Source organism: Pedobacter sp., assembly GCF_031119335.1.
Lineage (GTDB): Bacteria > Bacteroidota > Bacteroidia > Sphingobacteriales > Sphingobacteriaceae > Pedobacter.
In genome coordinates, this window is record NZ_JAVHXT010000004.1 from 1 (window position 1) to 12,969 (window position 12,969).

Consider the following 12,969-nt stretch of genomic DNA (forward strand, 5'->3'; position numbering starts at 1 on the left):
TGGCCCGTTCGTCTAGGGGTTAGGACGCCAGATTTTCATTCTGGAAACAGGGGTTCGATTCCCCTACGGGCTACTAAATCCTGCTCTACTTTAAGGTAAAGCAGGATTTTTAGTTTTTGACCAATCCTATTAGCCAAATTTCCTACCTTTAAAGGATGCGTTTAAAGCTATATCAAATCTATCCGTTATTGCAACCTTACATTAAGCTCATTTGCACTATGGATTGTGATGAAAATGTTGACACCCATCAAATAAGAGTGCTTCCCGATACTTGTGTTGAAGTTTTCTTGAATTATACCGAAACTCCACTGGCTATCATTGGAAATGAACTGCATCAGCATAGTATAGTAACTTCTAGGATGAATTGTTCTATGGACGTAAGGATGCGTAAAGGTGCTGGTTGCATTGCAATTTGTTTTCAACCTGGCATGGCATATCACTTCTTTAATACGTCAATGGATTTACTCAGCAACAAGACAATTCCGTTAACTAATTTTTGGGGACAAACAACATTTCATCTTGAAGAGAAACTTTCGACAGCTAAAAGCAACTACATTCGTGTAGAAATTGTACAACAATATTTATTAGAACTGCTCAACAAAAACAAAGTAACAGTACCGATGGTAAATGCTTTAGCAAACATTAATTTTTCTGCAGGTTTGACTGCAAGCGGGCTCAATCATAACTTTAGCATCAGTCAACGACAATTTAACAGAAAGTTTCTACAACAAGTAGGCTTATCACCAAAGGCATATTTAAACGCCAACCGATTTATCAATTCTTTAGCATATTTAAAAAGGTATCCAAGTCTATCGCTTACTGAAATTGCTTATAGAAATGGCTATTACGACCAAGCGCATTTTATACGAGATTGTAAAGTTTATACGGGCTACACACCCAGCCAGGTGGCTCGTGATAAGAGTATTTTATATTGATGTCTATTTTATACAATTATTGTTCGATAAACCTGGCCAATTTGCAGTCTAAATAAATAGTTATGCGAAAATTAATATTAGGATTAGCAATTACCTTGGATGGTTACATTGAAGGGCCAAATGGCGAATACGATTGGTGCTTTACCGATCAAGATTATGGTTTAAATGAATTTTTTGAACGTATCGATTCAATGTTCATCGGCAGAAAAAGTTACGAGATAGCACAGCAACATGCTGAAAACAATAATGGCGAGGTCACCCCCGGCATGCCAGCACTTACCGAGTATGTCTTTTCAAGAACATTGAAATCTGTAAAAAAAGGAGCAGTTTTGATTGCTGAAGATGGAATTTCCGAAGCTCGGAAAATTAAACTACTGCCAGGCAAAGATATTTGGCTATTTGGTGGGGCTTCGCTCACCGAACAGCTGATGGAAGCGAAGCTAGTAGACGAATTATGGTTATCCGTACATCCTATTTTATTAGGAAACGGCAAATTGTTGTTTCAAAAGAATGACCAACGCACCAAACTAACCTTATTAGAAAGCAAAAATTATGAAACTGGTTTGGTATCGTTGAGGTATCAAATTACCGATCACGATTAATAAACCTAAATCTCATCTAAATAGATTTGTAAAATTTTCATCCTTTTACTTTGAAATACAAAGTAAAATTAATTAACTTTGAATTTCAAAGCACTTTATAAAATGAAAACAACCATTAACTCTGCTGATAAACGCTCCAATTTAATAGCCAAACGTATGCTTCTAGGCGCCGCCATTGCATTAGTCATCATCTCTGTTTTTCTCTATGGCGTTGATAATGTAAAGCCAGAGTGGGGCAAGCTTTGGATGTTACGTCCACTAATAGTCGTACCCCTAGCTGGATCAATGGGTGGTCTATTCTATCACATGATGGACATATTACGTGTACGTGGAGGATGGAATACCATCGTCGCCAACACCATTAGTTTCGTCGTTTTTATCATCGCATTATGGATGGGCACAGTTTTAGGTTTGGCTGGTACTCTTTGGGATTAATTGCGATAGAGTAACAGCCCATTTTTTTTAATTTTTAGTTTCTTGCGCTCTAACTTAGGTTAGGACGCATTTTTTTTATGCTTTGTAGGGGTTTTGAGAAGGTGGGTTTTTCGTATTTCAATCCTTTAAAATTGATATTTGGCATTTGCATCAACCGAATATTTTACAAATACACAAAAACCTAATCAACCCGAATTAGTATGAACAAAAAATTTCTAACTATCCCGCTCCTAGCCCTATCGCTCTTGGCAACTGCCCAGCAGAAAACAGATCAAGCTATCGACCAAAAAGTAAAAACCTTACTAGGTAAAATGACCCTAGAAGAAAAGGTTGGACAAATGGCACAAATTACCATGGATGTAATTACCAATGGTAAAGACAGGTTCAGTAGTTACGAACCCGTGGCTTTAAATCAGCAACAATTAGAACACGCCTTAGTGAAATACAAAGTTGGTTCAGTGCTAAATACGGCTAACAACAGAGCTCGTACGCCGCAAGTTTGGCATCAAATCATCAATAAAATACAAGAAACAGGTAAAGGACGACTAAAAATCCCAGTACTATATGGTATTGATGCTATACATGGCACTACTTATACTGCTGGGGCTACTATGTTTCCACAACAAATTGGCCAAGCGGCAGCTCGAAACAGAAACTTGGTTTACAAAGGAGCTGAAATTACAGCTTACGAAACCAGAGCTAGTGCTATTCCTTGGAATTTTTCACCAGTATTAGATTTAGCTCCAGACCCTCGTTTTCCTCGTCAATGGGAAACATTTGGCGAAGATCCATTTCTGATAAGCGAGCTAGGTGTGCAAATGATTAAAGGTTTCGAAGGAAATAATATTGCAGACCCTTATCGCGTTGCCTCTTGTTTAAAACACTTCATCGGGTACCAAGTATCAGCTTCTGGTAAGGATAGAACTCCAGCCTACATTCCAGATCACGTATTGAGAGATCATCACCTCCCTCCTTTTAAAGCGGCTATTGAAGCTGGCGCACACAGTATCATGATTAATTCTGGTGTAATCAATGGAGTTCCGGTTCATGCCAACTATCACTTACTAACTAAACTGCTAAGGGAAGAACTTGGCTTTAAAGGCTTGATTGTAACCGATTGGGGAGATATCGAAAACTTGCATACTCGAGACAAAGTGGCTAAAGATCATAAAGAAGCTATTATGCTTGCCATAAATGCTGGTATCGATATGTCGATGATTGCTTACGATTACGAAAGGTTTTGCGATAATTTAATTGCATTGGTTAAAGAAGGAAAAGTGAAAGAATCTAGAATAGACGATGCCGTTACAAACATCCTTACCTTAAAATATAAATTAGGCCTCTTCGAAAAAGCAGTGTATGATTTAAAACAATATCCAAAATTTGGAAGCAAGGAGTTTGAACAGGCTGCTTATCAAAGTGCTGCCGAATCTATCACTCTGCTAAAGAACAAAGGCGATATTTTACCTTTAAAGAAAGGCATAAAACTATTAGTTACTGGCCCAAATGCAAATTCTATGCGTACACTTAACGGTGGCTGGACCTATTCTTGGCAAGGCGAAAAAGTGGAAGAATTTGCTGCGAAATACAATACCATTTTAGAAGCGGTTTCGGCAAAAGCCGGAAAAGAGAATGTAACTTTTGTTGAGGGCGTGAGCTATAAAATGGATGGCAAGTACTACGAAGAATTTGAAAATGGCATGGACAAAGCGGTAACGGCCGCAAAGGATGCTGATGCAATTGTACTTTGTTTAGGAGAAAATTCCTACACCGAAAGTCCGGGTAATTTAAGCGACCTTTACATTTCGGACCTACAGACACAATTAGCTCAGAAGCTGGGTGCAACTGGCAAACCTATAATCTTAGTACTTAACGAAGGTAGACCGAGGTTAATCAGCAAATTTGAAGCTCAAATGGCGGGCGTTTTGCAAACCTACTTGCCTGGAAATTTTGGTGGCGATGCCTTAGCTGATATCCTTTTTGGTGATATAAACCCTTCTGGCAAATTACCTTACAATTATCCTAAGTTTCCTAACTCTTTGGTAGGTTACAACCACAAACCATCTGAAAACAGAACCGTAATGGAGGGTGTTTACAATTACGATGCAGAATACAATCCTCAATATGAATTCGGCTTTGGCTTAAGCTACACTACTTTCAAGTACGATAACTTAAAGTTAAGTGCAGAAAAAATTAATTCCGACCAAGAGTTGACCGTTTCTGTAGAAGTTAGCAATACTGGAAACAGAGAAGGCAAAGAAGTAGTTGAGCTTTACTTAAGCGATTTGTATGCTACTTTAACCCCAGATTCTAAGAGACTTCGTGGCTTCGAAAAAATCAACCTTAAGCCCGGCGAAAAGCAAACCGTAATTTTTAAACTCGGCAAAAAAGATTTTTCTTTTACACACCTTGATGGAAAATCTGTAGTTGAACCAGGCGAGTTCAGCATAAAAATTGGATCGCTCAAAAAGAATTTCAATATCAACTAAGTAAATCTTTTATTAGATTTTAAACGTAAATACCATTCTAACCAAATAGAATGGTATTTTTGTTTTCAAATAGCTACAATGAGTAATAATAAAGCCAAAGATTTAATAGATTCGATAAAGAAAAAAGGTCAAACTTTAGAGGCAGAGATGTCTTTTTTTGACCATTTAGATGTGCTTCGCAAGCACTTGCTAAGGGCGTTAGCAGTAATTGTTCTGTTAGTTTGTGTGGCTTTTTATTTTACAGACTTTATTTGGCATGATGTGATTATGGCTCCTAAAAATGCTGATTTTTGGACCTACCGCATGATGTGCAAGTTAGTAGAAGCCTTCCCTTCAATCGGTAACGAGTTTTGCATAACCGACATCAAAGCTAAAATCATCAACACAGAAATGTCTGGACAATTTACCTTACAAATGAACTCCTGCGTAATGGCTGGTGTTATTTTAGGTGTGCCGTATTTGTTGTTTGAAGTTTGGTTGTTTATTAAACCTGCCTTATTAGAAAACGAACGTAAATCTGCCAGTGGTTTTGTAGCATTTGCTTCGTTTTTATTTGCGTTAGGATTATTGTTCGGATATTACATCATTTGTCCGTTATCTATCAACTTCTTAATTAATTACACTGTAGATGCAAGTATTGAGAACACCTTCACTATTTCGAGTTACCTATCTACTGTTTTAACGCTAACCCTAGGTTCGGGAATTATCTTTCAGCTACCGGTAATCATCTACATTTTGTCTAAACTAGGTATCATGACGCCAAAATTCATGCGTTCTACCAGAAGATATGCGGCAGTTTTAATATTAATTGTAGCAGCTGTTGTAACGCCAACGGCAGATCCATACACCATGCTAATTGTTGCGTTCCCATTGTTCTTATTGTATGAATTAAGTATTTTGATATCAGCCAATATCGAAAAGAAAAGACAAAAAGCGGAGTTAGCTTTTTATGGTAAAGGTTAACAAATAGATTCTTCGTTATACTCAAAAAATGACAACGGTAGAAGCAACAAAATATTTACTAGATACATTACATAATTCTATATAACTTTGAATATGTCGACAGCAACCCCATTAAAAATAGCCATTGGTGCAGATCACGCAGGCTTCGAGTACAAAGAAATCTTGAAGGACTTTTTAAGTACTTACGAAGGTATTTCAGAAGTAAAAGACTTCGGTACCCATTCACTAGATTCTGTAGATTATCCTGATTTTGCACACCCAACAGCAAGCGCAGTTGAAAAAGGCGAAGCAGATTTTGGAATTCTAGTTTGCGGCAGTGCTCAAGGTGTGGCCATTACGGCCAACAAACATCAAGGAATTAGAGCTGCGGTAACTTGGTTAACAGAAATCGCAAAACTTTCAAGACAACACAACAATGCCAATGTAATCTGTATTCCAGCTCGTTTCGTTTCCGAAGAATTGGCTAAAGAAATGGTGACCGCATTTTTAGAAACACCTTTTGAAGGTGGCCGACATGCCAATAGAGTAGACAAGATTTCTTGCTAGACGGAAAGAACAAAGTTTAAAGACTAAAAAAGAAAGCTTAAAGACCAAAGCTTGAAGAGCAAAAAACCAAAAAGACTAACTATAACAACATATAAAAATGAATAAAAAATTTGTTTACACCTCACTAGCACTTGCGCTTAGTTTTGGTGCAATGGCGCAAGACAAAAACGCCATCAAATTTAGTGCTCCAGTTAATAAGGAGAGAGCTTTCGAGCATCTTTCTATATTAGCTTCAGATGAGTACGAAGGTCGTGAAACGGGCAAAAAAGGTGCTTGGATGGCCGCAGATTATATCAAAAAGCAATTCCAAAGCTTCGGTTTAACAGGCCCAGTAAAAGGCAGTGCAGATCCTTATTTTCAACCGGTAGGCATCGTTTCCAAAAAATTAACTGGCATAAATTTAAGTGTTGCTTCACAAACCAAAGAAAACCTTAAAGATTACTATATCTTGGCTCAAACAACACCTGCAGCTGGTTTCGATGTTAAAGCAAATTCCATCATCTTTGCAGGTTACGGTTTAAGTAAAGATGACTTTAATGAATACGCAGGCATAGACGTAGCTGGTAAAGTGGTAATAATTTTCGCTACTGGCGATCCTACTGCAAAAACTCCTGCACAACCGGCTCAAGGCCGCAGACCACAAAGCAGTGTGGGTAGCCAACAAGCGAAAATCAAGTATTTAACAGATCACAAAGCGGCTGGTGTATTGGTTATTAACGAGAGAGTAGATAACCTAACCGATGCTGCAAAAGCTTATTTAACAGAAGGTGCTGCTGGCTTGAAAAGAGCTGAAGCTGATCAAAACAACAATTCTTTACCTGTTGTAACTGTAGGCACAGCTGTTGCCAACCAAATTTTAGCAGCTGCAAATACTAACCTTGCCGATGTAAAGAAAAAAATTACAGAAACCTTAAAACCTGCTACAGTGGTAATTAACACACCTGTTGCTTTCTCAGCTAAATTGGCAGAAGAAAACATTAAAGCAGATAACGTTTTAGGTTTTCTAGAAGGTTCTGATCCGAAATTAAAGAACGAAGTACTGGTTGTTACTGGTCACTATGATCACATTGGCTTAGTAGATGATCCAAACGCTACCGACAAGGTAAACAACGGTGCAGATGACGACGGTTCTGGAACTACTGGTGTTTTAATGCTTGCAGAGGCTTTCGCCAAAGCTAAAAAAGCTGGAAAAGGCCCTAAACGTAGTATTTTATTTATGACTGTAGTAGGCGAAGAGAAAGGCCTATGGGGTTCTGAATGGTATTCAGATTATCCTGTGTTTCCTTTAGCAAACACTATTGCAAACTTAAATATCGACATGATTGGCCGTGGCGATGATGACCGTCCAGGCGACAACAATTTTGTTTACATCATTGGTTCTAACATGCTAAGTGATGATTTAGATAGAATCGGCAAAAAAGCAAATACCGATTATGTGAACATCGTGTTAGACGAGAAGTACAATAACCGTACAGATCCGAACCGTTTTTACTACCGTTCAGATCATTACAACTTTGCAAAACACGGCATTCCGGTAATTTTCTACTTTAATGGTGTACACAAAGATTACCACCAACCTGGCGACGAAGTAAGCAAAATCGACTTCCCAATGTTGGCGAAAAGAGCACAATTAGTTTATTATACGGCTTGGGAATTGGCAAACGCAGCCAACCGTCCAGTAGTGAATAAAAACGAAGATGGTTCTTTAAAAACTAAATAAACCATTTCAAAATATTCAATCCCGTTAGGCAACTAGCGGGATTTTTTTTGTTTTTAGAAGAGCAGTTTCTGTGCTACTATTTCGAGAAAGTCCCGCTTGGTTTCTCCCGATTTTTCATCGGGATAGCTCCAACTTCTCGGCTGCGCTACGCTTGCCTGCGGGGTTTCCGTTTCCATCGGGTCTAGCAGTCAAGTGCATGCAAAACTAAACCTTACCTAAACAATGCAAAACTAAATCAGTAATTCACAAGACTTACGAAGTTTTAAAAACTTCGTAAGTCTCTATATCAAAACCGTAATTTTGTACAATGAAAAACATTTCGATCTTCAATATTTTTTTCACTTCATTGCTGTTGGTTGGTATCTCCTCTTTTGCACAACACAACAATAATAATAGCCAATTACTTTCCCAAGAACCTAATTTTCTTAAAACACGCTTAAAAGCAAGCGATTCTCTTTTTATTAAAGATATTTCTGTCCTTCAAAAATTTGTGGTGCTAGACAGCGTAGACTTAGAAATATTGAAACCTCAAATTTTATATACTATACTGAGCGAAAGCAATGTAGATACCGTAGTTACCTATAAAAAATTAGTTGAAGCCGTACGAGCATTTAAACAAAACATTGGTTACACCGAATTTAGAAAGGGTATTTTACTTTATAAACAAATGGCAGCTATAAAGGTAAACCCAAGTAACTGGGAAAATGACCAATTACTTTTTAGGAAACTTGGTTTTACCGAAGCCGATTTAGAAGATTTTCTACTCTTTATATCTAAGCCCCAGCACAAAGAACTTAACTACAAAGAAGCCTATTTGGCTTACATGAAAGAGATTGATAGTTTGCAGTAGTGTAAAACTCCAGTCATTCCCGCATTATGCGGGAATCGTAAAGCGATGTATTTAACCATCTAACGCATTACGATTGCCAGTCTAGCTGGCAATGACGAGTGTATTAACATTCATCCTTTGGTTGGTGTTATCACCAATCCAACCACAATCTATCCAACCGTCCAAAAATTACTTATCGTGGTTGGTGACAACACCAACCAAAGGAAAATGACCAATTACTCTTTAGGAAAATAGGTTTTGCCGAAGCCGACTTAGAAGATTTTCTGGTATTTATATCTAAGCCCGAACACAAAGAACTTAATTACAAAGAAGCCTATTTGGCTTACATGAAAGAGATTGATAGCTTGCAGTAGTGTAAAAATCCAGTCATTCCCGCGTTATGCGGGAATCGTAAAGCGATGTATTTAACCATCTAACGCATTACGATTGCCAGTCTAGCTGGCAATGACGAGTGTATTAACATTCATCCTTTGGTTGGTGTTATCACCAATCCAACCACAATCTATCCAACCGTCCAAAAATTACTTATCGTGGTTGGTGACAACACCAATCAAAGGGAAAAATATTAGCAAATGTCATTTTCCTCCCCCTGCCCCCTCGAAGAGGGGGATTCAAGGGGGAGGAACGAGATGTGTCCACACGATAGGATGAAAATCGGGAGGGTTCGGGAGAGGTTTCTTCTTACCACTAAACTTTCTAAAATAAACCCGAACGAAGCGGTTAGCCCGCATCCCGATTTAAGCATCTTTATCTATTGTTTTAAAGTTATGCTTGCATGTTGCACAGGTTTCATCGGGAGAGGACTAATAGCGAAGTGCGGGACTTTCGGTACAAATGGAACACTGAAACTGCTTTTCAAATAAAAAAATTAACGATTAGGACTTGCAGAATTCATAATTATATCAACAACCTGCCGTTAAATTTTAAAGCCCTAGCGTATTTAACTATATTTGAACACTTATGAAGGTTGCCGAAGAATTTCTTGTAAAAGCCGATGAAAAAGCGTTCGACCAGTCGCACCGCAATACGATCAATTACAATATTGGGAAGTATAATGTGGCGGTGTCTCGTGGCCTGTCGAAATTTGAGAATTTGGAAGCTTCGAAACGTAAGGCGCACGTTGTAAAATGGCGTGTGATGGAGAATTTGGACAAACTTTTACCCGAGTTCGAATCTAATTTCCAAAAGCGTGGGGGAAAGGTAATTTGGGCAAATGATGCTGAAGAAGCCCAAAAGGAAATTCTTCAAATTATTCAGCGTGTTGGGGGTAAGTCGGTCATCAAATCTAAATCGATGACTACCGAGGAAATTCATTTGAATGAGTTTTTGGAGAAGAACGGTATTGAGTCTTTAGAAAGCGATTTGGGCGAGTACATTGTGCAATTGTTGGGGCAAGCGCCTTACCATATTGTTACGCCGGCCATGCACCTTAGCAAGGAAGATATTGCCAAGTTATTTAACGAAAAGTTTGGCACTCCGATAGATGCTACACCAGAGCAATTAACGCAAAAAGCTCGCGAATTGCTTCGTGACAAATATTTAACTGCAGATATTGGTATTACTGGTGGCAATTTCCTCATTGCAGATAGTGGCAGTATTGCGCTTACTGAAAACGAAGGTAACGCTAGGTTAACAACCACTTTCCCGAAAATACACATCGCCATTGTTGGTATAGAGAAGTTAGTGCCATCTATTACAGATTTGGATTTATTTTGGCCTCTGCTTTCTAGCCACGGCACAGGGCAAAACTTAACGGTTTACAATACCATTTTAAGTGGCCCGAGGCAAGCTGGCGAAACTGATGGCCCAGAAGAAATGTACGTTATTTTACTGGACAATGGTCGAACCAACCTATTGGCACAAAAAGACCAGCGCCAGGCTTTGTATTGCATTCGTTGCGGGGCTTGTTTAAACGCTTGCCCTGTTTATAAAAATATTGGTGGTCACACGTATAACACCACTTACAGCGGACCAATTGGTTCTATCATTACCCCGCATTTTAAAGGGATGGAAGATTTCAAGCATTTGAGCTATGCATCTAGTTTGTGCGGTAAATGTTCTGAAGTTTGTCCGGTTAAGATTGATATCCATAAAATGTTGTTGCTAAACCGTAGAGATGCGGCGGCCAGCAATATTAACACCGCTGCTGAAAATATGGGATGGAACTTGTGGAAGCGAGGCATGAAAAAGCGTTCGCTGATGGATTTCTTCGGTGGAAAAATGAAGAACTTCTTCCTTAAAACTTTCTTCAAAAAAGGTTGGGGCAAGTATCGCGAAATGCCAGAGGTAGCGCCTAAATCTTTTGCCAAACGTTGGGAAGAGCATCAGAAAAAGAAGGATATTGATTAGTTGTTGGAGAATTGGGCAATAGTTTAAAAACTGTCCTTGTTTCTTATCCACTGATAACTTAATTATTATCTTTACTGCAAACCAATATCAACCCTTATGCAGTTCGACCGTAAGAAAAAAACCAACTCAGAGTTATTGGATATCTACAAGCGCTTGGTTTATCCACGCATGGTAGAAGAAAAAATGCTGATTTTGTTGCGCCAAGGTAGAATTGGCAAATGGTTTTCGGGTATTGGGCAAGAAGCAATCGCCGTGGGCAGCACCTTAGCTATGCAGAGCGATGAATATATCCTACCCATGCATCGCAATTTGGGAGTTTTTACTACCCGAGATATTCCTTTAAAAAGATTGATGGCGCAATGGCAAGGCAAACTGACTGGCTTTACCAAAGGTCGAGATCGCTCCTTCCATTTTGGTACGCAGGAATATAAAATTATTGGCATGATTTCGCATCTTGGGCCACAAATGGCATTGGCAGATGGTATTGCACTTGCTGATTTGATTGCTGAAAAACCAAAAGCAACTTTAGTGTTTACTGGCGAAGGCGCTACCAGTGAAGGCGATTTTCACGAAGCCATTAACGTGGCCGCCGTTTGGAATTTACCTGTAATTTTCCTGATCGAAAACAACGGTTACGGTTTATCTACCCCAATTAACGAACAATTTAAATGCAAGCACTTAGTAGATAGAGCAATTGGTTACGGCATTGAAGGCGTGCAGCTGGATGGCAATAACATCCTAGAAGTTTACGATAAATTAAGTGCATTGACTGAAGATATTCGTCAAAACCCTCGACCTGTTTTAGTAGAGTGCCTAACTTTTAGGATGCGTGGCCATGAGGAAGCATCTGGTACGAAATACGTTCCGCAGCATTTGTTTGATGAATGGGCACAGAAAGATCCGGTAAAAAACTTTGAGGACTACCTGTTAGACGAAGGTGTTTTAACAGAAAGTGCGATATCAGAAATTAGAAGCAGCTTTAAAAAACAAATTGACGGTGAAGTTGAAGCAGCCTTTGCAGAACCTGAACCACAAGCAAATTCGGCGCAGGAATTAAGTGATATGTATTATCCTTATGATGTAGCAGCATTTGCACCATCCTCGTCTACTACCGAAAAAAGATATTTGGATGCCATTAGCGACGGGTTAAAAGTCGCCATGCAACGTCATCAAAATTTAGTGTTGATGGGACAAGATATTGCAGAATACGGTGGTGCTTTTAAAATTACAGATGGTTTTGTAGCTGAATTTGGCAAAGCTAGGGTTCGGAATACACCTATTTGCGAATCTGCCATTGTTGGCGCAGGTTTGGGTTTATCTATCAATGGATGCAAGGCTGTGGTAGAAATGCAGTTTGCAGATTTTGTTACGGTTGGCTTCAACCAGATTGTAAATAACCTGGCCAAAACACATTACCGCTGGGGTGAAAAAGCAGATGTAGTTGTACGCATGCCTACAGGTGCAGGTACAGGTGCCGGGCCATTCCACTCGCAAAGCAACGAAGCTTGGTTTACTAAAACACCTGGGCTAAAAATCGTTTATCCTGCTTTTCCTTACGATGCGAAAGGTTTGTTACTTGCCGCCATCGAAGACCCAAATCCAGTAATTTATTTCGAACATAAATATTTGTACAGAAGTTTAAGTGGCCTTGTTCCAGAGGGATTTTATACCATGGAAATTGGTAAGGCAAACATTTTACAGAAGGGCGAACAAATAAGCATTATTACCTACGGCTTAGGCGTTCACTGGGCGCTAGATTATTTAAAAGCTAATCCAGAGATTTCAGCTACTTTGGTAGATTTGGTTAGTTTGCAACCTTGGGACAAAGAAGCTGTTGCAGCATCCGTTAAAGCAACGGGAAAGGTCATTGTTTTGCATGAAGATACACTTACCAATGGTTTCGGATCAGAAATAGCTGCCTGGATTAATGAAAACTGCTTTGAACACCTTGATGCGCCAGTGATGCGTTGCGCCAGCCTAGATACTGCAATTCCAATGAGCAAAGTATTAGAAGACGATTTTTTAGCAAAGGCTAGATTGGGAGAAACCGTTGAAAAACTACTTAAATATTAAGAGACTA

General features: G+C 39.1%; 10 protein-coding genes and 1 tRNA gene. All 11 read left to right on the plus strand.

Annotated features, from left to right (window positions below):
• Window position 1: 1 nt before the first annotated feature.
• A tRNA-Glu gene (locus tag REI64_RS05575) sits at window positions 2-73 on the plus strand.
• An 82-nt stretch (window positions 74-155) separates the two neighbouring features.
• Window positions 156-935: a helix-turn-helix domain-containing protein gene (locus REI64_RS05580; protein WP_308849117.1), complete on the plus strand. Its 780-nt coding sequence runs from the start codon at window positions 156-158 to the stop codon at window positions 933-935.
• Window positions 936-997: 62 nt separating this feature from the next.
• Window positions 998-1,537, plus strand: coding sequence for a dihydrofolate reductase family protein (locus tag REI64_RS05585; RefSeq protein WP_308849118.1), 540 nt, complete (start codon window positions 998-1,000; stop codon window positions 1,535-1,537).
• A gap of 102 nt (window positions 1,538-1,639) precedes the next feature.
• The gene (locus REI64_RS05590; RefSeq protein ID WP_308849119.1) at window positions 1,640-1,972 is read left to right on the plus strand and encodes a hypothetical protein; all 333 of its coding nucleotides are present in this window, start codon (window positions 1,640-1,642) and stop codon (window positions 1,970-1,972) included.
• Window positions 1,973-2,172: 200 nt separating this feature from the next.
• Window positions 2,173-4,461: a glycoside hydrolase family 3 N-terminal domain-containing protein gene (locus REI64_RS05595; protein ID WP_308849120.1), complete on the plus strand. Its 2,289-nt coding sequence runs from the start codon at window positions 2,173-2,175 to the stop codon at window positions 4,459-4,461.
• Window positions 4,462-4,539: 78 nt separating this feature from the next.
• On the plus strand, window positions 4,540-5,424 hold the full coding sequence (gene tatC, locus REI64_RS05600; RefSeq protein WP_308849121.1) for a twin-arginine translocase subunit TatC: 885 nt from the start codon (window positions 4,540-4,542) through the stop codon (window positions 5,422-5,424).
• Window positions 5,425-5,517: 93 nt separating this feature from the next.
• Window positions 5,518-5,970, plus strand: a complete 453-nt coding sequence (gene rpiB / locus REI64_RS05605) for a ribose 5-phosphate isomerase B (protein ID WP_308849122.1) — start codon at window positions 5,518-5,520, stop codon at window positions 5,968-5,970.
• A 97-nt stretch (window positions 5,971-6,067) separates the two neighbouring features.
• Window positions 6,068-7,690 carry a M28 family peptidase gene (locus tag REI64_RS05610; RefSeq protein ID WP_308849123.1) on the plus strand — a complete coding sequence of 541 codons (1,623 nt, stop codon included), beginning with the start codon at window positions 6,068-6,070 and terminating at the stop codon, window positions 7,688-7,690.
• A 307-nt stretch (window positions 7,691-7,997) separates the two neighbouring features.
• On the plus strand, window positions 7,998-8,540 hold the full coding sequence (locus REI64_RS05615) for a hypothetical protein (protein WP_308849124.1): 543 nt from the start codon (window positions 7,998-8,000) through the stop codon (window positions 8,538-8,540).
• Between the two features lie 960 nt (window positions 8,541-9,500).
• A complete protein-coding gene (locus REI64_RS05620) occupies window positions 9,501-10,889 on the plus strand; it encodes a LutB/LldF family L-lactate oxidation iron-sulfur protein (RefSeq protein WP_308849125.1) in 1,389 nt (462 codons plus the stop codon).
• A gap of 96 nt (window positions 10,890-10,985) precedes the next feature.
• Window positions 10,986-12,962 carry a dehydrogenase E1 component subunit alpha/beta gene (locus REI64_RS05625; protein ID WP_308849126.1) on the plus strand — a complete coding sequence of 659 codons (1,977 nt, stop codon included), beginning with the start codon at window positions 10,986-10,988 and terminating at the stop codon, window positions 12,960-12,962.
• Window positions 12,963-12,969 lie beyond the last annotated feature (7 nt).

Coding starts and splice junctions, on each gene's coding strand:
- REI64_RS05580 (WP_308849117.1), top strand. CDS start 156: ATGCGTTTAAAGCTATATCAAATCTATCCGTTATTGCAACCTTACATT.
- REI64_RS05585 (WP_308849118.1), top strand. CDS start 998: ATGCGAAAATTAATATTAGGATTAGCAATTACCTTGGATGGTTACATT.
- REI64_RS05590 (WP_308849119.1), top strand. CDS start 1,640: ATGAAAACAACCATTAACTCTGCTGATAAACGCTCCAATTTAATAGCC.
- REI64_RS05595 (WP_308849120.1), top strand. CDS start 2,173: ATGAACAAAAAATTTCTAACTATCCCGCTCCTAGCCCTATCGCTCTTG.
- tatC (WP_308849121.1), top strand. CDS start 4,540: ATGAGTAATAATAAAGCCAAAGATTTAATAGATTCGATAAAGAAAAAA.
- rpiB (WP_308849122.1), top strand. CDS start 5,518: ATGTCGACAGCAACCCCATTAAAAATAGCCATTGGTGCAGATCACGCA.
- REI64_RS05610 (WP_308849123.1), top strand. CDS start 6,068: ATGAATAAAAAATTTGTTTACACCTCACTAGCACTTGCGCTTAGTTTT.
- REI64_RS05615 (WP_308849124.1), top strand. CDS start 7,998: ATGAAAAACATTTCGATCTTCAATATTTTTTTCACTTCATTGCTGTTG.
- REI64_RS05620 (WP_308849125.1), top strand. CDS start 9,501: ATGAAGGTTGCCGAAGAATTTCTTGTAAAAGCCGATGAAAAAGCGTTC.
- REI64_RS05625 (WP_308849126.1), top strand. CDS start 10,986: ATGCAGTTCGACCGTAAGAAAAAAACCAACTCAGAGTTATTGGATATC.